Annotated in this window: 23 protein-coding genes; 10 read left to right on the top strand and 13 right to left on the bottom strand. The window is 65.3% G+C overall.

Annotated elements, in window-relative coordinates:
- Positions 1-133 precede the first annotated feature (133 nt).
- The 4 genes from A9513_RS28105 to A9513_RS28120 all read left to right on the top strand — a co-directional run bounded on the left by A9513_RS28105 (position 134) and on the right by A9513_RS28120 (position 8273).
- Positions 134-2980, top strand: coding sequence for an ATP-binding protein (locus A9513_RS28105; RefSeq protein ID WP_065086150.1), 2847 nt, complete (start codon positions 134-136; stop codon positions 2978-2980).
- Entirely contained in the window at positions 2959-4155 is a 1197-nt protein-coding gene (locus A9513_RS28110; RefSeq protein WP_024767535.1) for an EAL domain-containing protein, read from the top strand. The genes A9513_RS28105 and A9513_RS28110 overlap by 22 nt, the downstream gene beginning before the upstream one ends.
- A gap of 144 nt (positions 4156-4299) precedes the next feature.
- Positions 4300-7533 carry a hybrid sensor histidine kinase/response regulator gene (locus A9513_RS28115; RefSeq protein ID WP_065086151.1) on the top strand — a complete coding sequence of 1078 codons (3234 nt, stop codon included), beginning with the start codon at positions 4300-4302 and terminating at the stop codon, positions 7531-7533.
- A gap of 89 nt (positions 7534-7622) precedes the next feature.
- Positions 7623-8273 carry a response regulator gene (locus A9513_RS28120; protein ID WP_024767537.1) on the top strand — a complete coding sequence of 217 codons (651 nt, stop codon included), beginning with the start codon at positions 7623-7625 and terminating at the stop codon, positions 8271-8273.
- A gap of 210 nt (positions 8274-8483) precedes the next feature.
- Here the strand turns inward: A9513_RS28120 and A9513_RS28125 are convergent, their stop codons facing one another.
- From A9513_RS28125 to A9513_RS28145, 5 genes are all read right to left on the bottom strand, one after another.
- Positions 8484-9203: a molecular chaperone gene (locus A9513_RS28125; RefSeq protein ID WP_083196243.1), complete on the bottom strand. Its 720-nt coding sequence runs from the start codon at positions 9201-9203 to the stop codon at positions 8484-8486.
- Entirely contained in the window at positions 9193-10566 is a 1374-nt protein-coding gene (locus A9513_RS28130; RefSeq protein ID WP_024767539.1) for a fimbrial protein, read from the bottom strand. The genes A9513_RS28125 and A9513_RS28130 overlap by 11 nt, the downstream gene beginning before the upstream one ends.
- Entirely contained in the window at positions 10563-13154 is a 2592-nt protein-coding gene (locus A9513_RS28135) for a fimbria/pilus outer membrane usher protein (RefSeq protein WP_065086152.1), read from the bottom strand. The genes A9513_RS28130 and A9513_RS28135 overlap by 4 nt, the downstream gene beginning before the upstream one ends.
- The gene (locus tag A9513_RS28140) at positions 13138-13881 is read right to left on the bottom strand and encodes a molecular chaperone (protein ID WP_037008249.1); all 744 of its coding nucleotides are present in this window, start codon (positions 13879-13881) and stop codon (positions 13138-13140) included. The genes A9513_RS28135 and A9513_RS28140 overlap by 17 nt, the downstream gene beginning before the upstream one ends.
- 99 nt (positions 13882-13980) lie before the next feature.
- Positions 13981-14526: a fimbrial protein gene (locus tag A9513_RS28145; protein WP_065086153.1), complete on the bottom strand. Its 546-nt coding sequence runs from the start codon at positions 14524-14526 to the stop codon at positions 13981-13983.
- A gap of 263 nt (positions 14527-14789) precedes the next feature.
- Between A9513_RS28145 and A9513_RS28150 the strand changes: the two genes are divergently transcribed.
- The 5 genes from A9513_RS28150 to A9513_RS28165 are packed head-to-tail and all read left to right on the top strand — an operon-like array spanning position 14790 to position 17164.
- Positions 14790-15158 carry a YciI family protein gene (locus tag A9513_RS28150; protein ID WP_037011118.1) on the top strand — a complete coding sequence of 123 codons (369 nt, stop codon included), beginning with the start codon at positions 14790-14792 and terminating at the stop codon, positions 15156-15158.
- A 40-nt stretch (positions 15159-15198) separates the two neighbouring features.
- Entirely contained in the window at positions 15199-15729 is a 531-nt protein-coding gene (locus tag A9513_RS28155) for an SRPBCC family protein (protein ID WP_024767544.1), read from the top strand.
- A gap of 29 nt (positions 15730-15758) precedes the next feature.
- Complete coding sequence (locus A9513_RS36240; protein WP_169888104.1) at positions 15759-15923, top strand: hypothetical protein; 165 nt, start codon at positions 15759-15761, stop codon at positions 15921-15923.
- Positions 15920-16702: a DUF899 domain-containing protein gene (locus A9513_RS28160; RefSeq protein ID WP_065086154.1), complete on the top strand. Its 783-nt coding sequence runs from the start codon at positions 15920-15922 to the stop codon at positions 16700-16702. The genes A9513_RS36240 and A9513_RS28160 overlap by 4 nt, the downstream gene beginning before the upstream one ends.
- A 21-nt stretch (positions 16703-16723) precedes the next feature.
- Positions 16724-17164, top strand: coding sequence for a nuclear transport factor 2 family protein (locus tag A9513_RS28165; RefSeq protein WP_231387545.1), 441 nt, complete (start codon positions 16724-16726; stop codon positions 17162-17164).
- Positions 17165-17355: 191 nt separating this feature from the next.
- Here the strand turns inward: A9513_RS28165 and A9513_RS28170 are convergent, their stop codons facing one another.
- The 4 genes from A9513_RS28170 to A9513_RS28185 are packed head-to-tail and all read right to left on the bottom strand — an operon-like array spanning position 17356 to position 19434.
- Positions 17356-17892: a protoglobin domain-containing protein gene (locus A9513_RS28170; protein ID WP_024767547.1), complete on the bottom strand. Its 537-nt coding sequence runs from the start codon at positions 17890-17892 to the stop codon at positions 17356-17358.
- A gap of 12 nt (positions 17893-17904) precedes the next feature.
- The gene (locus tag A9513_RS28175; RefSeq protein ID WP_024767548.1) at positions 17905-18273 is read right to left on the bottom strand and encodes a roadblock/LC7 domain-containing protein; all 369 of its coding nucleotides are present in this window, start codon (positions 18271-18273) and stop codon (positions 17905-17907) included.
- A 34-nt stretch (positions 18274-18307) separates the two neighbouring features.
- Entirely contained in the window at positions 18308-18808 is a 501-nt protein-coding gene (locus A9513_RS28180) for an ATP/GTP-binding protein (RefSeq protein ID WP_024767549.1), read from the bottom strand.
- A gap of 8 nt (positions 18809-18816) precedes the next feature.
- Entirely contained in the window at positions 18817-19434 is a 618-nt protein-coding gene (locus A9513_RS28185) for a DUF4388 domain-containing protein (RefSeq protein ID WP_083196244.1), read from the bottom strand.
- A 279-nt stretch (positions 19435-19713) separates the two neighbouring features.
- On the opposite strand from A9513_RS28185, the gene A9513_RS28190 reads away from it, so the two are divergent.
- Complete coding sequence (locus tag A9513_RS28190; protein WP_065086156.1) at positions 19714-20967, top strand: RNA polymerase sigma factor; 1254 nt, start codon at positions 19714-19716, stop codon at positions 20965-20967.
- Here A9513_RS28190 and A9513_RS28195 read toward each other — a convergent pair whose 3' ends face one another.
- The 4 genes from A9513_RS28195 to A9513_RS28210 form a co-directional block, all read right to left on the bottom strand.
- Positions 20968-21741 carry an SDR family NAD(P)-dependent oxidoreductase gene (locus A9513_RS28195; protein ID WP_037011110.1) on the bottom strand — a complete coding sequence of 258 codons (774 nt, stop codon included), beginning with the start codon at positions 21739-21741 and terminating at the stop codon, positions 20968-20970. It abuts the gene before it with no gap.
- A gap of 286 nt (positions 21742-22027) precedes the next feature.
- On the bottom strand, positions 22028-22831 hold the full coding sequence (locus tag A9513_RS28200) for a gamma-glutamyl-gamma-aminobutyrate hydrolase family protein (RefSeq protein WP_024767552.1): 804 nt from the start codon (positions 22829-22831) through the stop codon (positions 22028-22030).
- Positions 22832-23215: 384 nt separating this feature from the next.
- Positions 23216-24886 carry a sensor domain-containing diguanylate cyclase gene (locus A9513_RS28205; RefSeq protein WP_065086157.1) on the bottom strand — a complete coding sequence of 557 codons (1671 nt, stop codon included), beginning with the start codon at positions 24884-24886 and terminating at the stop codon, positions 23216-23218.
- Between the two features lie 182 nt (positions 24887-25068).
- Positions 25069-25413 carry a hypothetical protein gene (locus tag A9513_RS28210; RefSeq protein ID WP_037008260.1) on the bottom strand — a complete coding sequence of 115 codons (345 nt, stop codon included), beginning with the start codon at positions 25411-25413 and terminating at the stop codon, positions 25069-25071.
- Positions 25414-25493: the final 80 nt, after the last annotated feature.

Consider the following 25493-nt stretch of genomic DNA (forward strand, 5'->3'; position numbering starts at 1 on the left):
TGAACGGTTGCTCATGGCTTGGCATATGTCAGGCATATGCCTGAATCCGAAAGGTTGGGTGCCAAGCCGCGTTTCCACACTTTTTAGATTTGTCTGATGTCCGTGTGGCCCGCTTTTCGCCAGGCTGGCGGCCATGAAACTCAAGCAGTTCCTTCGTCCTCAGGATTCGTCCTTTTCCACCCCGAAGGCGGCCCGAAAGCTCCTTCGTCTGCTGGCCTGGGTAGTGATCGCCTGCCTGTTCTTCACCCTCAGCCTGTTCCTCGCGGCGAGCTTCAATACCGAGGTCTCGCAGCTGCGCCGACAGATGAATGCAGCCATGTACGAGGCCCAGGACTACCTCGGTCAGCGCGAGTCGCTGCTGGAGCACATCAGCCGGGGCGTGACCTGGAAGGCTCGCGAGCCCGTGGTCCAGTGGCGCCAGCTGAACGTGCCGGTGGCACCTCACGAGCAGGTGTTCGTTACTCTGGGCGAACCGCGCTCTGACTGGAGCCTGGCACTGTCCGGCCGCGATCTGTCGGAGATGGAAGCCAAGCGGCTGAACCTGATCTATGTCTCGCCAGGCCCGGAGCGGGCCGTCACGCGCCTGTACGGCGCGCCTGCGCTCAATGCCGTGGTGCCGCCTTCGGTGCTGGAAGCGCTGGGCCAGCCCGGTACTCCGAAGGAGGAGCAGCAGGTGCGTTGGCTCGCCGATCCGACCGACCCGCAGTCCCGGCAGTACCTGTTCACCCGCGTGACCAGCGAAAGCGACAACGGCTGGCTGGGGCTGGAACTGTTCGGTGCCGATCTCGCCGCCGCGCTCGGTGTTCCCGAGGCCGGACGCTTCCTGCTGCTGGACCGCGATCACCGGGCGATCCTCGGTAGCGCCGTGGCGCCGCAGCTCGGCCTGCAGTTCAGCGACCTCTGGGTCGGAGACAACTTCGCCTTCAGCGGGCCCGGGCTGATTCCCAGCCATCTGGCGCTGCTCAAGCACCTGGGCAGTTCCGACTGGTCGCTGATCTACTACTTCAACCTGTCCGACCTGCTGGTGCCGCTCTGGCCGCGCCTGTTCGGCTCGCTGGCTTTCCTGCTGGGCTGCTCGGTGCTGATCTGGGCCATGTGCCGGCGCATCAACCGTCGCCTGATCGGCCCGGCGCAGCACCGTCTCAATGCCCTGGTGGAGAACGAAAGCTTCTCCCGCGCGATGATCCAGACCGCCCCTGTCGCGCTCTGCGTGCTGCGCCGCAACGATGCCGAGGTCGTGCTGGAGAATCGCCTCGCCCAGCAGTGGCTGGGCACTGGGGATGAGCGCCGTTACTGGAGTCACGGCTGGCTGGAACGGGGGTTCAACAGTGGCGAGGAAGGCGGTTCGGAGGAGGTGGAAACCCACACCGGACGGCATCTTTACCTGAGCTATACGCCGACTCGCTACAAAGGCGAGGAGGTGCTGTGCTGTGCCTTCAGCGACATCAGTGCGCGCAAGCAGACCGAAGCTGCGCTGGCCGAAGCCAAGCACCTGTCCGACACTGCCAACGAAGCCAAGACGCTGTTCCTGGCGACCATGAGCCACGAAATCCGCACACCGCTCTACGGCGTGCTCGGCACCCTGGAACTGCTCGGCCGTACGGCGCTGGACCACCAGCAGTCCGGCTACCTGCGTGCCATCCAGCGCTCGTCTTCGACCTTGCTGCAACTGATCAGCGATGTGCTCGATGTCTCGAAGATCGAAGTCGGCCAGCTGGGCCTGGAACCGGTGGAGTTCTCGCCGCTGGAGCTAACCCTCGACAGCGTCCAGTCCTACGCCGCCGCCGCCCGCGCCAAGGGCCTGCAGATCTATGCCTGCTGCGACCCGCAGATGCCCGAAAGAATGCTGGGCGACGCAACGCGCATCCGCCAGATCCTCAACAACCTGCTGAGCAACGCGGTGAAGTTCACCGACAGCGGGCGCATCGTCCTGCGTGTGCGTTCGGAGCCGGGCGAGGGGTGGCATGACACGCTGCACTGGCAAGTGGCCGATACCGGCATCGGTATCCCGGAGGACCAGCAGACGCACCTCTTCGACGCCTTCTACCAGGTGTCCGGCAACGCCCGCGTGGCCGGTGGTACCGGCCTGGGCCTGTCGATCTGCAAGCGGCTTACCGAATTGATGGGTGGGCAATTGCGGGTCGTCAGCGACGTCGGGCTGGGCAGCAGCTTTTCCCTCAGCCTGCCCCTGCAATGCGTTGACCGGCAGCTTTTCAGCGAACCCCGGCTGCACAACTCGATGGTGTGGGTGCATGCGCCGACCCGCGAGCTGGCCGAAAGCCTCTGCGGCTGGATTGCCCGCTGGGGCGCGCGGGCCCAGGTGGTGGCCTGCGACCAGCCGGTCGAGGAAGAAGCCTCCAGCGTACTGGTGGACCTGCGCTTCAATCCCCATGACCGCAAGCCGCTGCCCACCTGGCGGGGCTGCCGGGTGCTGGTGACCGACCTGGGCGGCGAGCAGCCGCGCCAGGAAGGCTGCGACTGGCATGTCGGCCGCTACAACTTCGAAGGGCTGCGCCGGGCCCTGGCGGTGGCGCAGGGCTGCCTGGGCGGCGAGGCCGCGCGCCTGGCTGAAGCCCTGCCGGATATCGGCCTGGGCCTGCGCGTGCTACTGGTGGAGGACAACCCGATCAACCAACTGATCCTGCGTGATCAGTTGGAAACCCTCGGCTGTACGGTGGAACTCGCCGTCGACGGCCGGCAGGCGCTCACGCGCTGGCAGCCGGATGCCTTCGATGTGGTGCTCACCGACGTCAACATGCCCCATCTCAATGGTTACGAGCTGGCCCGGGCGCTGCGTCAGCGCGGCTATCGCGGGCCGATCATCGGCGCCACTGCCAACGCCATGCACGAGGAGAACGAACGTTGCCTCGCCGCTGGCATGAACCTCTGCCTGCTCAAGCCGGTGGACCTGCGCACCTTGCGCCAATGCCTCACCAGCCTGCCCGCGGAGGTGCCGCCATGCGACATCAGCGAATCCTGATCGTCGAAGACCAACCCTTCCAGCGCGAGTACCTGCTCAACCTGTTCCGCGAGCAGGGCGTCGTGGAGCTGCGCGCTGCCGAGGATGGCGCCGAGGCGCTGCGCTGGCTGGAGCAGGAGGGCTTCGATCTGGTGGTCAGCGACCTGATGATGCCCGGTCTTGATGGCGTGCAACTGATCCAGCGGCTCGCTGCGCTGAGACATCCCCCGCTACTGGCGATCATGAGCTCGGCGTCGCGCTCGCTGATGGGCAGTGCCTGCATGGTCGCCCGCGCCCACGGCATCACCGTGCTCGAGCAGATCGCCAAGCCGGCCCGCGCGCCGGTGATTCGCCGGCTGCTGGAGAAGCTCGTCTCGCGGCAGGTGCGCGCGGAGCAGCACCGTGCGCCGGTGATCGCTGCGCCGACCCGCGGCGAGCTGGAGCAGGCCCTGGCACAACGGCAGTTCTGCGCCTGGTTCCAGCCCAAGGCGTCGTTGATCGATGGCCGCATCGTCGCGGCGGAAGCGCTGGTGCGCTGGGAGCATCCGCTCCATGGCGTGTTGCAGCCGGGCAGCTTCATGGCTGCACTGACCGCAGCGGGGCTCGACGAGCCGTTACTCTGGACGGTGCTCGAACAGGCGTTGCAGGCGCAGGCCGACTGGGGCCGGCAGGGTTTTCACCTCTCGGTGGCGGTGAATCTGCCCACTCATCTGCTGGACGATCCCGAGCTGCCCGATCGCCTCGCCGCCTTCGTTGCCGCCCGTGGCGGGGTACCGGCACACATCGTCTTCGAGCTGCTCGAGTGCAGCAGCACGGCGACCCCGGCCAACTACTACGCCGGCACCTGCCGCTTGCGCATGAAGGGTTTCGGCCTGGCGCAGGATGATTTCGGCCAGGGCTACAGCTCGCTGTACAATCTGGTCTCGACGCCGTTCACGGAGCTGAAGATCGACCGCGCGCTGGTCCATGGTTGCCTGGATGACGACGGACTGGCAGCGGCGCTGGAAAGCATCGTCAAGCTCGGGCGGCAGTTGGGGCTGGAGGTGATCGCAGAGGGCGTCGAACACCCCGACGAGCTGGCGCTGCTGCGCCGGCTGCGCTGTGATTGCGCCCAGGGCTTCCTGTTCTCCGAAGCAGTGCCGCCGGCGGTATTCACCCGTCAGTTGCTCCAGGAGCGCTCCGCCATGGCTCATTGATCCACGGCAGATACATCGCAGATGCAAGAACGATCGTCGGCCTTCCGAGCGCTGTCGGGTCGCCTTATCCCGTACTCACATCTACAGTCTGCTGGTATCCGGCGGGCCCTCCGCCGCCACTTTCCGCGATACCGGACGCTTTGCATGAAGGAACATGACCACGGCTCGATTCGTAAACTGGCCAGCTCCTCGCTGCGCCTGAATGTCGTGCTGCTTTGTGCCGTTTCCCTCGCCCTGATGCTGGTGGGCGCCTGTTACTGGGCGCTTGGCCGGGTCGTGCAGGAAGAGCGTGACAAGGTGCACTTCCATTTCACCCGCCTGGTGGGTGATATCCATGAACACGAGGCTTTCCTGGCGCGCATCGCCCAGCAGAGCGATGAGTCGACCCAGCGCGAAGACCTGAACGTCATCCCTCTGCAGCGCCGCATGCTGGTCCGAGAGAAGGGCATGGAAATCCATGAGGGACGCGAATTCTCTTTCGCCATGCCCTTCACCCTGGCGCAGCAGGTGCGCCACATCGGCCCGCAGGAAAAGCCGGGACCGTTCTCCTTCGGTGTGATGCTGGCGAACTTCTACAGCAGCTACTGGAGCACGTCGGTATTCCCGTCTCCGCAGGTGCTGGTGATCGATCTGCGCGGACCGACCAGCCTGGCGGTGCCGTCCATCGGCAACTTCCGCGGCCAGCGCCCGCTGACCCGGCGCAGCTACCTGACGGTGGTCGACCAGGTACGCCATCGCCTGGAAATCCGCCAGCCGGAGCGCGGCGACACGCAAGTGCACTGGGCCCAGGCGGAGTCCTACACCGGCGGGCCAGGGCGTGAGCTGCTCGGGTTCGTCAGCGTCGATCTGCCGGACAAGCTCTGGTGGGATTCGGACCTGGATCGCCAGGTGGTGGCGGTGTCCCTGCTCGACCTGGAGCGGATCAACGACTTCGAGCAGATTCTCGACCGCCCGGTGTTCGACCAACTGGAGCTGATTTCGCCCAATGGGCGGGTATTGATCGACTCTGTGGGCTCGGCGGGGGATTACGACGAGGGCTTGAACCTGAGTGCCGGGGGCATGGTGTTCAAGGTGCACAGCGGTGCAGACGGCGGCTGGACCGCACTCTATCGCCTGAGCTACGCCAGTTTCTTCCGCTACGCCAAGTGGCAGTTCCTTGGCGGCCTGCTGCTGGTTCTCGGCAGCCTGGCCGGCGGCTGGTTTGCCATCCGCTGGTATTCGCGACGGGTGATCAGGCCGGCGCGCCGCGCGCACCTGGAAATCGTCGAGAGCGACGCTTTCAGCCGCGCGGTGATCCAGACCGCGCCGGTGGCGCTGTGCGTGCTGCGCCACGGCAGCCACGAGGTGGTGATGCAGAACCGGCTGGCCAAGCTCTGGCTGGGCGATGCCGAGGCCATTACCCGCGTCAGCCGGGAGTGGGACCTGGATGATCGCAGCGGCGAGATGAGCGGCGAAGTGGTCTTCGAGGTGGAAGGGCGCGCATTGCATGCCAGTTTCGCACCGACCCGCTATCGCGGCGAGAACGTGGTGCTCTGCGCGTTCAACGACATCAGCGCGCACAAGCAGGCACAGCAGATGCTGGCCGATGCCAAGCTCTCGGCGGATGCCGCCAGCGAGGCGAAATCGGTGTTCCTCGCCACCATGAGCCATGAAATCCGCACGCCGCTGTACGGCGTGCTGGGCACGCTGGAACTGCTCGGGCTGACCGAGTTGACTCACCAGCAGCGCGACTACCTTGCCACCATCCAGCGCTCGTCCTCGACCCTCTTGCAGTTGATCAGCGACATCCTCGACGTGTCCAAGATCGAGGCCGGACAGATGGCGCTGGAGGCAGTGGAGTTCAACCCGCTGGAGCTGGCCGAGGAAGTGGTCGCCGGGTACGCTGGAGTGGCCGAGGGCAAGCAGTTGCAGCTCTACGCCTGCATCGATGCGAACGTCCCGGGGCTGGTGCGCGGCGATGCGGTGCGCATCCGGCAGATTCTCGCCAACCTGCTGAGCAATGCGCTGAAGTTCACCGACATCGGCCGTGTGGTGCTGCGCTTGCGTACCGTCATCGGTGAGGCTGGCGAAACAAGCCTGCAGTGGCAGGTGACGGATACCGGCATCGGCATGTCCGACGCCCAGCAGCAGCGTCTGTTCGAGCCCTTCTACCAGGCCCATGGCCATGAGCACACTGTCAGCGGCACCGGCCTGGGGCTGTCGATCTGCGCGCGGCTCAGCCAGTTGATGGGCGGCCAACTGCGTGTGGTGAGCGAAACCGGGCTGGGCAGCAGCTTCACCTTCACCCTCGCACTGCCGACTCTGGAGCGCGTGCAACCGCTGGTCGATGGCTCATCCCTGTTGCCGCAACCGATCTACGTGCGGGCACCGGTGAAGGAGCTGGCACAGAGTCTGGCGGCGTGGATCGAGTGCTGGGGAGGCTCGGCGCTGGTTCAGGACGAACTGCCGCCGGCCGTTCCGCCCGGCGCGGTGCTGCTGGACCTGCTGAGTGCCGAAGATGAGCCACTATGGAACGGGGCGCGGGTCTGCGCACTGACCGAGGCCGGTGCGCAGCCACAGGCCTCGGCGCAGGGCTGGGAGGTCAGTCTCTATCACCTCGCCGGCATTGCCCAGGCCTTGCGCCTGGCGCAACAGGGAGGGGACGGCGAGGTCCGACAGACGCCGCGCGTTGCCCGGCTGGGCAAGCTGGGCCTGCGGGTACTGGTGGCCGAGGACAACCCGATCAACCAGGCGCTGCTCAAGGAACAGCTGGAAGAGCTGGGGTGCCGCGTCACGCTCACCAGCAACGGCCGCGAGGCCTTGCAGCGCTGGGCGCCGGGCGCCTTTGATGCGCTGCTGACCGATGTGAACATGCCGGTGATGAATGGCTATGAACTGGTGGGGGAACTGCGCCGGCAAGATAGCTGGCTGCCGATCATCGGCGTCACTGCCAACGCCCTGCGCGAGGAGGGCGAGCGCTGCATGGCGGTGGGCATGAATGCCTGGCTGGTCAAGCCGATGAGCCTGCGTACGCTGCATGACGGGCTGCTCAAGGTTTGCGGCCATGCTGCGGTCGAACCGCCGGAAAGCCAAGAGACGCCCGTGGCGCCGGCACAGGACCGCATTCAGGTCTCGGCAAAGATGCACGACCTGTTCCTGCGTACCATGCGCCAGGATATGCAGGGCGTAACCGATGCCTTGCAGGCCGGTGACCTGGCCACCGTCCGTCAGCAGGTGCACCGCCTGCGCGGCGCGCTGGCTGTGGTCCAGGCCCATGGTCTCAGTGATGCCTGCGGTGCGGTGGAGGAGGCGCTGATTGCGCAGCCCGCCGGGCCGGAACTGTCCGCGGCGGTGACCATACTGTTGGGACGAATCGAGGCGGCCCTGGCCAGCCTCTGAGAGCCTGTCCGGAAACCGGGGCTACTCTGGAATAGTGGTCGTGCCCTGTGGCCGACCGACGATCGCAAACGTTGGGACTCAAGAAACTCATGGAAAAAGTCAGAGTGGCACTAGCGGACGACCATCCCATCGTCCTGATGGGCGTTCGCGAGGTGATCGAGAGGGACGATCGCTTCGAGGTGATCGGCGAGGCGCACAACTCCAGCGAGCTGGTGGCCCTGTACCGCGAGCAGCGCCCGGCCATCGTCATCACCGACTACAACATGCCGGGCGACCAGACCTATGGCGACGGGATCAAGCTGATCGAGTACCTGCTGCGCAACTTCCCCGACACGCGCATCCTGATTCTCACCATGCTGTCCAACCCGCTGATCCTTTCCAGCCTCTACGACCTGGGGGTCTCGGGGGTGATCCTGAAGAACGGTGACCTCAACGAGATCCTGGTGGCGCTCAAGGCGTTAACCCAGGACCGCATCTATCGTGGGCCGGGCATGCAGTCCTCGAACAGCGTGATGGCCAGCGGGGACGACGTGGAGGGACGCATCGCCAGCCTGTCGGTGAAGGAGTACGAGGTGCTGCGCCATTTCGTATCGGGGATGAGCGTGCGCGATATCGCCCTGCTCCTCAACCGCAGCGTGAAAACCGTGAGCGCGCAGAAGATCTCCGCCATGCGCAAGCTGGACGTGGACACCGACCAGGCACTGCTGACGTTCTGCGTGATGGCCAATCTGTTCCAGTAAGCCGGGCCCAGGATGCGCCTGTAGGAGCGAGCTTGCTCGCGAACTGCCCCGATGCTGAAGTCCATGGTAGGCCAACTGTCCTCTTCCTGAGGCTCCGCACCTGCCAGATCAAGAGCCCCTCACCCTAACCCTCTCCCGCAAGCGGGAGAGGGGACTGTTCGGTGCAGAAACAAACGATGGCGTCAGCTGGCACGGACGGGTGCCTCTCTCTCAGCGCAGCTCGGCCTCGCCCTGCTGGCTGTTCCCGCCATCGTCGATCCACAGGTAACGCACCTCTCCAGCGTTCGCCGGCAAGCCCTGCGCGGGCGTCAACATGCGCTGCGAAAATGGCGGGAGCAGTTCGGCCGGCAGCAGTGAACCTGTGTTGCCCTGGCGCACTTCGGCGCCGGCGAGGGTGATGAAGTAGGCGGTGGGATTTTCCACCTGCACGGAATTGCCGGCCCGCCGGAAAACCAGCTGGCGCGGAGCCTCTTCAGCGTCTTTCGCCAGCGAGTGCGGCCGGGAGATGACCTTCATCTGGGTGCGCAGCGTGACGGTGAGGCGCGACTGCCCTTCGGCCAGGGGCTCGTTGGATTGCGGTGGAATCTCGTAGAGGTTGAGCCAGTACAGCGATTCGCGGTCAGTGGGCAGTTTTTCCCCGGTATGGAGCAGGCGCAGGCTGCGCTGCTGGCCGGGGTTCAGGCGGAACACCGGCGGCAGCGGCATGATCGGCGCCTGGGCGGTCTGCGGTGCACTGTCGAGGTCGCCGTCGTCGATCCAGGTCTGCACGATGACCGGGTAGCTGTTCTGGTTCACCAGTGCCAGCGAGGTCTCGCGCTTGCCTTGCTCGAAGATGACCCGCGTGCGTTCGGCGGTGACGCCGGCATGGGCACTGGTCCCTGCCACTATCGCCAGGCCGAGCAGGGCGGCGCGCAGCCAGCTACTGGACACGGATCACCACCTGCGCGGTGGCCTCCACGCGGCCAGGGGTGACGGTGGGCTTGCTGCCGAGGCTGAGCTTTTCCAGGCGGGCGCGGAACGTTTCGCTGTACTGGGAGATGCCGCCCACTTCGCCGGTCTTGTTCGAGGCGTTGCCGATTACCGGGTACCAGCCACGCGCTTCGGCGTTGCTGCCGTTGGCGGAATCCTCGCTGGCCAGCAGGTTCATCGCGCTGCCGTTGCGCAGCAGGCGGATGCCGACGCCCTGGGCCATGCCCGGTTCGCCGTAGCGGTCGGAAACCAGATAGGACAGTCCGCCGCTGGCATTGACCAACCCGAGCCCGGAGGAGGCGGCCAGCGCGCCGGCGGAGACCTTGATGCCCAGCGCGGTGCCACTGGTGCCCGATTGGCTGGTGCTGGGGGTGGTGCTGCTGAGCACGCCGCTCTGGCATTTGAAGTCGACCTGGAAGGGCATTTCGCGGTTGGCTCCGGCGTTGATCTCGCCGATGGAGATCGATGGAAACACCACGTGCGGCGTGACATTGGTGACGGCGCAGGTCGGGTAGCGCTTGAGTGTCACGTCACCGTACAGGCCGATGGCCCCCGGCCAGTTGTAATGCCAGCCGCTGTAGTTGGCGTAGTGGGTCTGGCCGACGTTGGGGTAGTTCAGACCCGGCCCCTTGATGGCGATGTAGCCGGCGGGCTGGGTGCGGCCATACAGCTGCGATTTCGTATTCGGCGAATAACCCTGGGTGGTCTCCAGCGGCGCCCTGAAGAGTTCGGCGCGCACTGCACTGAGGTTCTTCGCCTTGACCAGCTGGAAACCGCGCGAGTCGATGTCCAGCCCGCTGAGCTGACGCTCGCGCCAGACATCGGTGAAGTACTGGCCGGTTTCCACGTGGGTCAGGCGCAGCAGCACATTGGGCCACGCGGTGCGGTAGGCGGATTGCAGGCCGATGGAGTTGCCCACGCTGTCGCCGCCCTGGTACCAACCGCTGTAGAGGTCGTCGGCATTGGTGGAGAACATCTCGTAGACCGCGTCTCCCGGTGCGCAGCGGAAAAACACGCGCTCGGCGTCGTAGCCGGCGGAGTTGCCGTACTGGGTGATGGGTGACACGGCGCTGGCGATCAGGGTGCCGTCGGGCTGGAAGCTGGCATCGCTGACGTTGATCACGCTGGGCAGGCCGAGGGAGCCATTGCAGGTATCGCAGGCGCCGTCGCCCGGCCAGGCACCGGCGACGCCTTCGCCTGGGCGGATCTGGTAGGTCAGCGTGGTAGTGGCTGTGCCCACGCTGGTGACCTTGTAGCAGGTGGCCCAGGCCGTTGGCGCAAGCAGCAGGGCGAGCAGCGGCAGGCTGCGCAGGATGGGGTTCATGAAGCCTCCGGTAGGCAGGTTGCCTGCAGGCGCACCAGCACCTGGTCGAGGTCGGCGCCTTTCAGGTCATACGGGAGCAGGCAGCTGTCTTCGGCCCGCTCGCCCCATTGCACGCGCAGGCGGCCTTGCTCACCTTCGGCGCGGGCATAGACCTGCCCGCCCTGGCCGACCATGCCGATGTTCACGCCGTTGCCGTCGAGCACATCGGCGCCCAGCGGCAGCGGCTGGCCATCGGGCAGCTTGGCCTGGATCAGCAGCGGGTGGCCGGTGAGGGTCTTGAACTCGACGCGCACGGCAGCGCCGGCGTAGGGCGCGATCTTGCGTTCGGTCTCCACCAGCTCGGCGTTCTCGTCGATACCTTGCGGGTCGAGGCCGATGGGGTTGTAGCGGTAGGGCGAAAGCGACGGCACCACGGCGTAGCCATTGCTGTCGACCCGTGCGCCCTGGCCGCCGCGCACACCGGCACCGCTGGCGCCCTTGGCTTCCACCAGGGCGAAGGTATCGCCAACGTAAGGGCCCAGGGTCAGGCCGCCGCTGTGCAGCACCGCCGCGCCGCGCATACCGCCGTTGACCTGGCGGTAGCTGGCGCTTTCGGCATAGCCGGCGTTGAGCGTGGCGACTGAGGTCTGCTGCTGCAGGCTGCCGTTGAAGTCGGTGCCCTGGCCTTCGCTGTCGCGCCCGGCGGAGAGCGAATAGCTCAGCGTACGGTCTTCGCCCAGGGTGCCGTTGAGGCCGGTCTGGTAGGTGCTGCCGCTGGTGTCGCCGGAGCGCCGCGAGGCCATGGCGCTGAAGTTCGGCGCACGGCTGGTGGAGCCCAGCGGCATCGATACGCTCAGGGTCAGGGTGTTGTTGCGGTTGCTGCCGTGCTGCAGGTTGTACTGCGGCGGCTGCGACGGGTCGTAGTCGTCATTCACGTCGCGGTACCAGGTGGTCTGCTGGCGCGAGTAGGCGAGGTTGTAGCTGAGCTGGCGCCAGGTGTTGGAGTAGCCGACCTGCAGCTGGCTGTCGCGGCTCTTGCCGTCGTAGTAGTCGGCGGTGGAGCCGGACAGGTAGAGGTTGCCGTACTGCCCCAGGCCCTGGTTGACCAGCAGGGTGAACTGGTTGCGTTGCTTGTAGCTGCTCGAGTCCCAGGTGTCGCCATGGTCGCTGGCATCGCGTGCCGAGAGGGCATCGCCGAGGTCGCGGTAGCCTTCGGTGGAGTAGCGGTAGCCGGCCAGGGTCAGGGTGGTCTGGGTCGGCTGGAAGGTCCGGCTGTAGTTCAGGCCGACGCGCCAGCCCTGCTTGCGCTGGTTGTTCTCCACGGTGGCGCTGGAGAAGGTGGTGTTCATGCCGAAGGCGCCGTAGGGCGTCGCCAGCACGCCGCCGCCGAGCAGCGCCAGGTAGTCCTCGGCGACGCGCGCGCCGAGGTTGGCGGTGAGGGCGTTGGTCAGGCCGCGCTGGTAGGTCAGGTCGCCGAACAGGTCGTTGCCGTCGCCATACTGGCGCGCCTGCCCGACCGTGGCGCTGTAGCGCGAGAGGCCGGGGCGCATGGATTCTGGCACGGCGGAGAAGGGCACGGAGAAGCGCGAGACGCTGCCGTCGGCCTCGATCACCTGGACGTCCAGATCACCGTCGTAGGCGGTGCCGTAGAGGTCGTCGATGACGAAGGGGCCCGGCGCCACGGTGGTTTCGTGGATCTTCCGGCCGTTCTGGCTGATGACCACCCGCGCATTGCTGTTCGCGGTGCCGCGCACCTGGGGCGCGTACTGGCGCTGTGAGTCGGGCAGCATGCGGTCGTCGGTGGCCACGCGTACGCCGCGGTAGCCCAGGCTGCCAAACAGATTGCCCTCGGTGTAGCTGTCGCCCAGGGTCAGTTCGCTGCGCAGGCCGGGGAGCGCGCGCTGAGCGTAGGTGCGAATGCTGTTCCAGTCGCTGCGGGTATTCCCCGCGTAGCTGGAGTAGGTGTAGTTGGACTGGTGGCGCAGGCGCCACAGGCCGAGGTTCACACCGCCGTTCAGGCCGAGGTAGCCGTAGTCCGAATCGCCGCCGCTGCTGGAGCCTTCGAAGCTCGAACGGTAGAGGTTGGCGTCGTAGTTGACGAAGCCCATGGTGCTGCCGGCGTCCCACTCGTCCGGGCTGACGTAGCCGCGCGGCTTGATGTCGAGCAGCGCCTGGGGCACCGAGAGGTCCAGGCGCAGGCGCGCGGTGTCGAGGTTCCAGGTCGAGTCGGGCAGGCGCTCGGTGAGCCAGAGGCAGATGCCCTGGTCGTCCTTGCCGGCCTTCGGGTCGGGACGCGTACCCAGGCTCTGGCGCAGGAAGCGTTCGCTGAAGCAGGGCTCGGTCCGCTCGCCGCGCTGGCGCATTTCCACTTCGGCACGGGTGGCGTACTGGCCATTGAGGTAGAGATCGACGTGATAGGTGCCGGGGTCCACCTGGTCGGCGCGGTTGAAGCGCTCGAGGCTGCCGCCGGCGAGGCCCGAGCCCATCAGCAGGTTGTCGTCGAAGCGGTAGTCCGCATCGCCCTGGGCCAGGCCAGCGGCCACCATGGCGAGTGATCCGAGGGCGAAGGGCAGCCGCGGTCCAAGGCCGAGGTCAACGCGGCAGATCATGGCGAAGTTCCACTCTTGCGCCGTAATCGTTGATCAGCAGGGCGGACAGTCGCGCAGGGCCGGCGGGCAATGCCGAGGGCTTCTGCGCCTGCCATTGGGCCTGGCCCATGGGAGCGATCATGCTCGGTTGCAGCTGCCATTGGCGCTCGCCGACGCTGAGCGTCGCGCCGCCGAAGGAGGCGTGGTAGCCGGTGGGGTTCTCGACCTTCACGCTCCAGTTGCCAGCGTTCTGCACCAGCGAAAATCGCAGCTTCTCGGGCAACTGCTCCGGGCTGCCGGCGATACCCGCCGGGCGATAGAACAGTTTCAGGCGGTTGCGCAGCATCAGCAGCATCTGGTTCTGGTCGGCCTTGGCGGCGTTGCGCGGCGGAATCTGCAGCACGTTGAGGTGGAACAGCGATTCGCGGTCCTGGGGCAGACCGGAGCCGGTGTAGAGGATGCGCAGGGACTGGCCGCTGCCGGGCGCCAGGCGCGACACCGAGGGGTTCACCACGAATGGCGCCTTGGCAGTGTCCGGCGTGGAGGCGGGATCGTTGACGTCGATCCAGGCCTGGATGACGTTGGGGAAACCATCCTTGTTGGTCATCTGCACGGTCTTTTCCCGAGCGTCGCCGGGGTAGATGACACGGGTGCCGGTGATCACCACGCTGGCCTGGGCGAGCGTGGCGGTGAAGGATGCCAGCAGGGCGAGGGCGAGCGTCGCCGCGCGAAGTGGGAGGGCGTTCATCCGGTTCACCTGTCTTGCCGGATCGTTCCGCGGGCGGTCACCCCTGAACGACGCGGCGCAATGGGGGGAAGCGGCACCGGGGGGCGGTGCCGCGGGGTATCACTCGTAGCGCAGGGTGTAGGTCACCGAGCCGAGTACCGGACCAGGGGTCACAGTGGTCGCTTCGGAGATGTACTGCACCGCATAGTCGTAGCTGGCGCTGGTTTCACCGTCGGCCAGGACGATGTCACCGGCCGCCACGGCAGCGCCGCCCGCCAGGTTCACCGGAGTGCCGGCCGGGCCGTCGAGCAGTTGCAGGGCTACACCGGTCGCACCGCTGGAAGCGGTGTTGGTCAGGTTGCCCGAGGCGGTGGCGTTGGTGGCCTGGAACAGGGTGGTGAAGTGCTCGTCGGCGCCGCTGGGGGCGGCGCAATCGGTCAGTTGCAGGGTGAAGCTGGTCTCGCCGGTGGTCTGGCCGACGGCACCGTTCAGGGCGCTGACCGGCACGCTGTCGAGGATGACGGTGGGATCGGTGTTGCCATCGACGACGGCCGAGCAGGTCTGGTCGGTCACTTCACCACTGAAGTTGATGGTGTTGGCGGCGAAGGCAAGTCCCGGCACAGCGAGGGTCGCTGCGATTGCCAGGGCGGTTGCGTGAAGTTTCATTCTCTTGAGCTCCATGGTCAGGTTTTTCCCGCGTCAATCTTCCCTGTGCGGTGTCAGAAACGCTCTGAGACGAATCTGAAAGCGCAAGCAGGCGCGGGTCCGTTGCCTGACGAGCGGTGCTCAAGCCCGAGGCAGAGCGCTTGGGTGCGGTTCAGCGGAGCATGGTCACCTGTCGCACGAAAAAACTTTTTCCCGCTTGTCGATTCCCGCCTGCGCGCTTCGACTATGGGGTAACAGCCAGCGCACTGCGTGGGGAGACGACCATGAAGTACCTCTGCCTGATCTACGTGGACGACCAGCGCCTCTCCAGCCTGTCCGGCCCCGAATACCGGCGGTTGATGGACGAGTGTTTCGCCAATGACGAATACCAGCGTCGTGCCGGCCGGGTGCTCGCCTCCGAGGCGCTGGAGACGGTGGCGCGCGCGACCACGTTGCGCCACGGGGATCAGGGGCTGTCGATCACCGACGGACCGTTCGCCGAGACCCGCGAGTACCTCGGTGGCTTCGTGCTGATCGATGCCCGCGACCTCAACGAGGCGTTGCAGGTCGCGCAGAGGATTCCCAGCGGCCGCCTCGGCGCCGTGGAAATCCGCCCGGTGCGCGACTGGGACCGTCACTTCGCCGGGCGCTGAGGCCCGGCGTTTCCTATGAAAGCAACAGCGGGAGAATGGAATGCTCAAGTGGATGGCGTTGGTGGTGGTACTGGCCGTGTCGGCGGTCCTGGTGCTGGCGGCGAATCGCCCGGACACCTTCCGCGTGGAGCGCAGCCTGCGCATCCAGGCGCCGCCGGAAAAGGTCCAGGGTTATATCGAGGACTTCCACCGGTGGCGGCAATGGTCGCCCTACGAAGCACTCGATCCGGGTATGCAGCGCACCCTTTCCGGCGCCGAGAAAGGCCGCGGCGCGGTCTATGCCTGGGACGGCAACGGCAAGGCCGGCTCAGGGCGGATGGAGATCGTCGAGAACGACCCTGGCCGCCGCACCACCATCGCCCTGGATTTCCTCAAACCATTCAAGGCCAGCAACACCGCCGAGTTCACCCTGGTAGCGCGCGAGGGCGGCACCGAGGTGACCTGGGCGATGTTCGGCCCGGTGCCCTTCGTGGCGAAGATCATGCACCTGTTCATCGATGTGGACCGCATGGTCGGCAAGGACTTCGAGGCGGGCCTGGCCAACCTCAAGGTGCTGGCCGAGAAGGGCTGATGCAAGCGGCAACCTGAAGGAGGCGAGCCATGTGCCCTCTGTGCGTATCGACCCTGACGCTGGCCGTGACCAGTGTCCTTTCCGCCGGCGGCGTCAGTGCCTTCGCCGTCACCCGTCTGCGCGGCAAGCGCCGCGCCCGGCCCAACGAGCAACGGGGGCTTTCTCAGGAGCGTCCCCAGGAGCGTGCAACATGAAACTGGCCAATCAAGATTTTCCCCGCGTTGTTTCCCAGGCTGCCTGGCGCCAGGCGCGGGTTCGCCTGCTGGAACAGGAAAAGGCCGCCACTCAGGCCCGCGACGCGCTCAACGCTCAGCGCCGCGAGCTGCCGGTGGTGCGTATCGACAGGGACTACCGCTTCGAAGGCGCACACGGCCCGCTGCGCCTGCTCGACCTGTTCGAGGGCAGGCCGCAGCTGATCGTCTATCACTTCATGTTCCATCGCGACACGGGACTGGGCTGCGAGGGCTGCTCCTACCTGATCGACAATCTTGGCCGCCTGGAGCACCTGCACGCCCGTGGCACCACCTTCGCCATGGTGTCCCGCGCACCGCTGGAAGAGATAGCGCCATTCCGTGCCCGCATGGGTTGGCAGTTCCCCTGGTATTCGTCCTTTGGCAGCGACTTCAACTATGACTTCCACGTCAGCGTCGACGAGTCCGTCGCGCCGGTCGAATACAACTATCGCGACAAGGCGGAGCTGGAGAGCCTGGGCCAGGATTACCATGTGCGCGGCGAGCAGCCAGGCATGAGCGTGTTCCTGCGCGACGGCGACCAGGTTTTCCACAGCTACTCGACCTACGGTCGCGGGCTGGAAGCGCCGCTGCTCACCTACCACCTGCTCGACCTCACCCCGCTGGGGCGTGGCGAAGGCTGGGGCGGCATGCCCGACTACCAGGGCAAGGGCATGAACTGGACGCGCTTCCATGACGAATACGACGAAGCCCCGCAGTCGCCCAACTGCTGCGGTTCCTGAAGCCTGAGCAGGAGAGATCCCATGACTGCCGCTGAAATGAACGCTGGCCACGCCGAGCTTCACGCGCTGCTGGAGAGCTGGCTGCAGGCCGTGCGCGCCTGCGACGTGGAAGGCATCACCCGCCACTACACCCGAGACATCCTCGCCTTCGATGCGGTGAAGCAACTGCAATTCCAGGGCGTCGAGGCCTATGCCAGCCACTGGCGCGACTGCACGCAGATGTGCAAGGAAACCACCTTCGAGATTCACCAGCTGAGCTTCGAGAGGGGTAGCGAGACGGCCTTCGGGCATTACCTCGCCTACTGTGGCGGCACCGACGACAAGGGCCAGCACAACGCCTCCTGGGCGCGGGTGACGGTGGGCCTGCGGCGCGAGGCGGGGCAGTGGAAGATCGCCCACGAGCACTTCTCCATTCCGTTCGACCCAGCGACGGGGAAACTGTTGTTCGATGCCAAGCCTTGAGGTTGGCCGAACCGGTATCGGCAGGAGCCGGCGCGTTCCTGCAAAAACGCGCCTTCTCCGTAGCCCTCTCCTTCCCGGGGAGGGCTTGGAGCAAGCCGGTTGAGGCGGTGCTGGCCCGGTCTCCTCTTCCTGCGGGTGAAGCGATCCATCGCTTCGACCGCCTCGCCGGCGATGCTGGCCGGCTCGGCTCGTTACATGCCGGCGAGCAGGCGGCGGGCCAGGCGCTCGCTGCCGGTCAGTTCCGCCAGGTGGCTGAGCTGGTTGCTTTCGTAGGACTGGTTGAAGGTGGCCACGTCCAGTGCAAGGATCTTGCGGAAGGCGGCGATGGCCCCCGGCCCCTTGCTGGCGGCAACCTTTTCGCCATGCAGCGCGATGACGTCGAGCATCGCCAGCGGGTAGCGCACCGGCAGGCCGATCCGGACATGGACCATGCCGATGTTCAGGCGCTTGAGTGCGTAGGCGTCGTCGTACTGGCCGCCGAACAGTTCGGTGAACCAGGCCGCCAGCGTCGTGCCCAGTCGTTTGCTGTCGGTGATGAACTCGCGGGTCGCCTCGTGCTTGAGCAGGCGGTCATAGAAATCCACCACCAACTGCTCGGCAGCTGCTTTCGCCTGCGGCTGCAGGCTGGCCAGCACGGCGCACTCTTCCGGTGAGATATCGATCAGTTGCAGAAGCTCCTTGACGATGAACTCGTTCTTGGTCTCCCAGCTCTTGCGGTCTTCGCTCATGGTCTGCTCTTTTTAAAGAATTGCGTTCAGCTGCTCGATGGTGTCGGACACTTCGAGCTGAATGAGGCCGGTATTGCTGTCGGGCAGCGTGACCAGCGACAGGCAGGCCTTGTTGCCCACCAGGTAGATGAACACTCGGCCTTCGCTGGCCTGCAGGCTGATCTCCCGGGTGCTGCCGACTTTCAGCGATTCGCTGATGCGCTTGCCGACGCCGATGGCGGTGGCGGACATGGCGGCGACGCGAGCGGGGTCGACTGCCTGATCATTGATGACCTGAACGATGGAAATGCCATCCAGCGTGCTCAGCAGGCTGCCCTTGATCGAGGGAATCGCTTTGTTCAGGCGATCGAGCGCCGCCAGTAACTCCGATTGTTTACTCATGGTGAAACCTCCTCCCGAGAAGCGTTTTCTGTCGTTAGATGCACAGCTGGCGTACCAGCTGAATGAGGGCAAGTTCGGCACTCTCCCGGACTTCGGGATTGATCGAGACGACCTGCCCGGCGGGTATGCCGAAGTAGGCGGCGATGTCTTCCGGCATCCATGCGTCGGTGGCGACATCGCCGTGTGTCAGGGCAATGAGGAAGGGAATGGGGTGGCGGCTGGTGACGAATTCGAGAATGCGCCGGGCGTTGGGGAAGTCTCCCGGGCGGTTGCAGGCGACCAGCAGGAGCATGCCGAATGCGCCTTCGCTGAGGACTTCCCACATGAAGTCGAAGCGGCTTTGGCCGGGCGTGCCGAACAGGTGCAGGCTGATGTCGCCCAGGTCCATCTGGCCGAAGTCCAGGGCCACGGTCGTCTGGCTCTTGCCGATCTGCTCGCTGCTGAGCTCGTCGGTATTGACCACAGGGATGGTCGAGAGGGTGCGGATCAGGGTGGTTTTCCCGGCGCCAACCGGGCCCGAAACCAGGATTTTCACGATCGATTTCATTTCAGAAAGCGTCCCAGCAGGCGTTTGGCGAGGGAGTTTTTTTCTTGGGTTTGAGGGGCATGCTGGTGTTCCGAGTAAGCGCGGACGGGCCAGATCTTCTTCACCTCGCGCAACTGCTTGAGGTGCAGCTGCACGGTTTCCAGCGGCATGCCCAGCTTGCCGCTCAGATGCTCGGCGCTGGTGCCGCGCTCCAGCAAGTGACTGCTGCGCACGAGGAACTCGTTGAGGGCGTGGGGCAGTTTCACGTTTCGCCCCTTGATCAGCATGAAGCGGGTCTGCGGATGCGGCAGCTCGTCGGTCGGCCGCTCGCTTTCCGCGGGCAGCAGCAGTTCTTCCCAGTTAAGTGACAGCGAACCGCAGGGGGCGGAATCGTCCGGATGGTTGTCGAAGTGGAAGGAGCCCTGTGCTTCGCCCAGGCGCTTGAGCAGCAGTGAGATTTCGTGGGAAGACTCGAGCGTGCGCTCAAAGCTGACATGGGTGATGCGTCCACCGGACAGGTGCACGCGCAGGCGATGGCCCCCGTCGTTTTCGATCAAGAGATTGCCGGACCGCCCACCGATGACGGAGAGGATTTCCCTGACAGAGAAGTCTGCTAGTTTTCCAAAGATGGCCAAGGCACGTTACTCGCTGGATCTTGAAAAGCTCTCGAACTGGAGCTTTCGGTTATTAGAGCCGCCGTCTGTCGGTACACGCGTTAAGACGTTTCTGAAACTCGCCATTCGCCACGCTACGTCGCGTTCTCCTCGCGGTGTGGTGAATGGAACCTGGGAAGGTGAAACGCACAATGTCCGACCCAACGCCATGCAACGAGCTCTCTGTCCGAACTGTTCCTGATTGGCCGAAAATCCGTGCAGGATAGGCGTACCTTTGCTGCCCACGGACCGACGCTTCCCATGCATGAATACGCCCCTCAGGCCTTGCGCGATGTCGTCGACGATATCTACCGCCGCGAATCCCGCCGCGTGCTAGCGACGCTGATCCGTCTGCTGGGGGATTTCGACCTGGCCGAGGAAGCCCTGCATGAAGCCTTCGTCGCCGCCGTGGACCAGTGGCGGCGCGACGGCGTGCCGGCCAACCCGCGCGCCTGGCTGGTCTCCGCTGGGCGTTTCAAGGCCATCGACGGCTTGCGTCGGCGCTCGCGTTTCGATGCCTCCCTGGTGCAGATCGCCGAGCAGTTGGAAGTCGACGCTCAATCGGTGGAGGAGCTGGCGGACGAGAGCGTTCAGGATGATCGTCTGCGCCTGATCTTCACCTGCTGCCACCCGGCCTTGCCGGCAGACGCCCAGGTGCCGTTGACCCTGCGCGAGGTCTGCGACCTGAAGACCGAAGAGATCGCCCGCGCGTACCTCGCGACGCCTTCGACCATCGCCCAGCGCATCGTGCGCGCCAAGGCGAAGATTCGCGATGCGCAGATTCCTTATCAGGTTCCGGAAGCGGCGGAGCTGCCCGAGCGTCTTGCCAGCGTGCTTCGGGTCATTTACCTGGTGTTCAACGAGGGTTACTCGGCCTCCGCCGGCGACTCGTTGACCCGTACCGACTTGTCGGCTGAAGCCATACGTCTTGGCCGGCAACTGCTCGAACTGCTACCCGAAGCCGAAGTGATGGGCTTGCTGGCGCTGATGCTGCTGCATGAATCGCGACGCGAAACGCGCACGGGCGATGAGGGTGAGCTGGTGCTCCTGGAAAACCAGGACCGCACGGGGTGGAACCGTGCGCTGATTGCCGAGGGCCAGCAGCTCATCAGCTCGGCGTTGGCGACCCGGCGCGCCGGCCCTTACACCTTGCAGGCGGCGATCTCGGCGGTACATGCCGCCGCGCCGGACATGGCCAGTACCGACTGGGCGGAAATCGTCGGCCTCTATGACATCCTGTTGGCGATGCAACCCTCGCCGGTGATCGAGCTCAACCGCGCTGTGGCGCTTTCCATGCGTGACGGGCCGGCAGCCGGGCTGGCGCAGGTGGATGCGATCCTCGCCCGTGGCGATTTGCAGGATTACCACCTGGCCTACGCCGCCCGCGCTGACTTCTGTCGCCGGCTCGAGCGGCGCGCCGAGGCGCGCGAGGCCTATCAGCGCGCACTGACGCTGGCCAGGCTGGAGCCGGAACGGCGCTTCCTCGAACAGCGGATTCTCGAGTTGGGCGAGTAGCTAGAGGCTGCTCACCAGGTGCCCGCCGTCCACCGCCAGCACGGCACCGGTCATGAAGGCGCCGGCCTCGCTGGCCAGCAGCAGGAAGGGGCCTTCCAGTTCCTTGAGCTGGCCGAGGCGGCGCATCGGGACGGTGTCGCGGATATACGCCTGGCCCTTGTCGCTGTCGAAGTAGGCGTCGTTCATCTCGGTCTTGAAGTAACCTGGTGCGATGGCGTTGACCCGCACGTTGAAGCGCGCCAGTTCCAGCGCCAGGGATTTGCTCAGCTGCACCACGCCGGCCTTGGCCGCACAGTAGTGGCTGTAGCCGCCGCCCACGCGCAGGCCGAGGATCGAGGCGATGTTGACGATGCTGCCGCCGCGCCCGGCCTTGGCCAGGCGTTGCGCTGCGCACTGGGCGACGCGCCAGACGCCGTCGAGGTTGGTGGAGAGCATGGCGCGCCAGTCTTCCTCGCTGACTTCCAGAGCGCGCTGGCCGTTGCCGATGCCGGCATTGTTCAGCACCACGTCGACCACGCCGAACTGCGCCTCGGCGCTGTCGAACGCTGCCTCGACACTGGCACGATCGGTCACGTCCAGTACCACGGCGTGTGCCTCGCCGCCCTCGGCTTGAATGGCTTGTGCAAGCTGCGCCAACCGCTCGGTGCGCCGCGCCGCGAGCACTACGCGGGCGCCAGCCTGCGCAGCCACGCGGGCCAGATGGGCGCCGATACCGCTGGAGGCGCCGGTGACCAGCACGGTCTTGCCGGCGAGGGAGAAAAGATCGTTGCTCATGGCAGTTCCTTGGTCGGTCAAGCGTAATCGCTGACCGCCAAGGTTAGCCCGATGCGCCCTCAAGGGCGTGCAGGGTGCGCCATTCGCGCGGCTAATGACGTTTTCCGCATGGGTATCGCCCAGGCTCCACCCATCCTGCGACCTCGCTCCATCATGGCCGGTGGAACCGGACGCAGGATGGTGTGGAGCGACGCGATACCCATCGATGAGCGGGTATGCCGCAGTTGGGATTGCCAAAGAAAAAGCCCGGCACAAGGCCGGGCTTTTTCATGACGCGGAAAGCGAATCAGGCAGCCAGCTGGCGCGCCTGCTTCTTCTTCACCTGCTGACGGCAAGCATCGCCGAAAGCCTGGAAGATCTTCACCGAGTCGGGGTTCTTCGCCGCCTGCCATTCCGGGTGCCACTGCACCGCGAAGAGGAAGGAGGAAAGGGTCGGCGCATGGATCGCCTCGACCAGGCCGTCTTCGGCGTGGGCGATGGCTTCGATGCCCTTGCCGAGGTTCTTCAGGCCCTGGCCATGCAGCGAGTTGACGCGGATCTCGTCACCCAGCAGCTGCTGCAACCAGCTGCCCGCTTTCGGGCGAACGCCGTGGGCCGGGCTGTACTGCACGTCGACCGGATCTTCGGGATTCTCGCGATGGTCATTGAAGCCGGGTTCTGCGTAGACCTTCTGGTAGATGTCGCCGCCCAGGGCCACGTTGATTTCCTGCATGCCGCGGCAGATGCCGAAGATCGGCAGGCCACGCGCGATGGCGGCCTTGATCAGGGGGATGTCGAAGTTGTCGCGGTCCTTGTCCTGGCCCTTGCCGGGAGTCTCGTTCTCCTGGCCATACAGGGTCGGATCGATGTTGCTGCCGGCACCGGTCAGGTACACGCCGTCAGCCATGTCCAGGTATTGCTCGAGGTCTTCGATGCCGCAGCAGGTCGGTACCAGTACCGGCACGCAATCGGACTGTTCGACCAGGGGCACGATGTATTTGTGGGTCATTACCTGATAGTCGTGGCCTTTGCGCTCTTGGCTGCCCATGGACATCAGGACGACGGGTTTTCGGAGGGTCTGTTTCTTGTTGCCAATGTTGCTGTTGGACATATGTCACCTTTGGACGGGCTGCAGCCCATCGTTTTTGTGCAGGCGCGCAGCGGAAAGGCGCGCTACCTGAGGCCTCGAGCACTGCCGGGAGCGCACAGAAGGCGAAGTTTCCCGGTCGAAACCTGCCTACCAGCCTGCCAGAGCCGTTAAATATGTCAAACGAATTCGACGGAGGGCGTCAAAAATAATGGCCGATATCTTGTCTGACAATTATTTTAAGTGATTGTATTTGAAGGATATTTTCAAATAGCTGTGCGTGCTGAAAAGTCCATTATTTAAAACGTTCGGCGCTAATGGTGAAAAATTCTGCACATTTTTTCATGGCGCTGTGCGGGATCATCCACAGGCGCGCCGGGCGGCGCGCTCTGCCTCGCGGGTTTGCCGTCAGTGGCATTCGACGCGGTTACGGCCGTTTTGCTTGGCCCGGTACAAGGCGCTGTCACTGCGGGAGAGGGCGACCTCGGCGGAACTGTCGCCGGATTCCAGGACGGCGACGCCGATGCTGATGGTCAGCGGTATGCGCTGGCCTGCGTGCATCAGCGGCTGGTCGGCGAGTTGCTGCTGCAGGCGCTGGGCGAACACCTCGGCACTGCCGAGGTCGGCGTCGCCCAGCACCACGGCGAATTCTTCCCCGCCCATGCGGCCGGCGAAGTCGACGCGACGGATGGCCCGGGCCAGGATGCCGGCGAAGTGGCGCAGCGCTTCATCACCCACGGCATGGCCCCAACGGTCGTTGATCGCCTTGAAGTGGTCGATGTCGCACATCAGGATCGCCGCGCTGCGTTCCACGCTTCGCTGCACGCGGCCCAGTTCGGCCTCGATCAGGTGCATGAAGTGGCCACGGTTGGGCAACTGGGTGAGGTAGTCGGTCGTCGCCAGCAGTTGCAGCTCGGCTTCGATGCGCTTGCGTTCGGTGATGTCGGTGATGAAGCCGTGCCAGATCAGGCTGCCATCCTCTATCCGCTTGGGGTGTGCATTGCCTTGCCGCCAGAACACTCCGCGTTCGGGAATCATCACGCGGTACTCGTGGCGCCAGGGCTGCATCTGGAGGGCGGAGGTCTCCAGGGATGCCAGGCAGGCGTCCAGGTCTTCCGGGTGGATCACCTGGCGCAGGAAGCTGGAGTCACTGCGAACCTCTTCGGGCAATACACCATAGATGTCCAGCACGCCGGCGCTGACGTAGGGGAAGGTGCCGGTGCCGTCAGGCAAACGACGGAACTGGAAGACCATGCCGGGGATTTCGTTGGTCAGGTCGGTGAGCAATTGCACGCTTTCGCGCAGTTGTTCGGCGACCTCGCGCAGGGCGGTGATGTCGGTGGTGGTGCCGAGCATGCGCAGGGCATTGCCGGCGGCATCGCGCTCCACCACCTTGCCGCGGCTGCAGACCCAGAGGTAGTGGCCGTCCTTGTGCTGCAGCCGGTGTTCCACTTCATAGGATTCGGTACGGCCCTCGAAGTGGTCGCGCATGGCGCTTTGTACATAGTCGAGGTCGTCCGGGTGGATGCGGGTATAGGCATCCTCTATGCAACTGCCGATTTCGTCGTCGGCGTAGCCCAGCAGTGATTTCCAGGCGCTGGAGTAATGTATCTGGCCGGTGGTTACGTGGCGGTCCCAGATCCCGGTGCCGCTGCCGTCAATCGCCAGGGCCATGCGCCGCTCGCTTTCCCGCTGCGGCGCGCCGGCACGTCCGAGCAGGGCTTCGCCCAGTTCCAGCACGTCCGCCAGCAGGGCTTGCTGGTCCTGGCTGAGCGCTCTGTCGCCATTGCCAAGCAGCAGCAGTCGGGCCCGTGGAAAGCCTTCCTCGTCGCGCAGTGTTTCGCTGGAGAGCAGGTGCAGCTCGCGGCCGTGCTGGTGCAGGGGAGTAGCGACGGCATCGAGGGAAAGTAGGGTGGTCAGGGAGAGGGCAACGGCGCTCTCGATGCCGAGGTGGCCGAGCAACTGGCCGTGCATGTCGATGAGCAGGACGGCGCAATCGCCACCCGCGTGGCGGGCGAGACGTAGCAGACCGTCGTATCGCCCGTGCTCCTTTACCCCAGGTTTACTGGAAGTTCGCATCCGATAGCAGCTTCTTCAACGGAGGATGGGCGTGGTTCTGGATTGAGTCGCGTGCCGGACATGCGGCACGCGGACGCAGGTGGCTTTATGAAATCACGGCAGTTGAGCGGCCACAATGTCCGCTGGCGACAAGAGCGACGAACGCGCTCGCCCGCCGGGCCTGCGGCGGGCGAGGGGCGGTGTCAGTTGATCAACTGGTCGATCAGCACGGCGTTGGTGTAGATCAGGCTGCCATCACTGGCCCGGTGGCCCACCAGGTGGAATTGCCCACGGTGTTCCACCCCGCCCAGGTACACGCGGAACATGCAGTCCGCCAGTGGCCCATAGCCTTCGGGCATGTGCAGATCGAGGGTGTCGAGGTCGGCATCGACCATCATTTCCCGCTGGCCGTTCTCCTGCAGGTAGACCTCGGCCTGTTCGAGGTGCAGGCGGTCCTGGTCGGTCAGGTAGAAGCGGATGTCTTCCAGCGGCGTGGGTTTCTGCTCGGCGGTGGTCTTGCACCAGCCTTCGAGGGTCATTGCGCTCATGGTGAGGTGCCTCCGGGGTTCGCGTGAGGATTACCACGCTGTCGGAGAGTTGGACCGCCGCGCCGTTGGATTCGATCACT

Origin of the sequence: Pseudomonas sp. AU12215 (genome assembly GCF_001675465.2) — a bacterium.
Lineage (GTDB): Bacteria > Pseudomonadota > Gammaproteobacteria > Pseudomonadales > Pseudomonadaceae > Pseudomonas > Pseudomonas nitroreducens.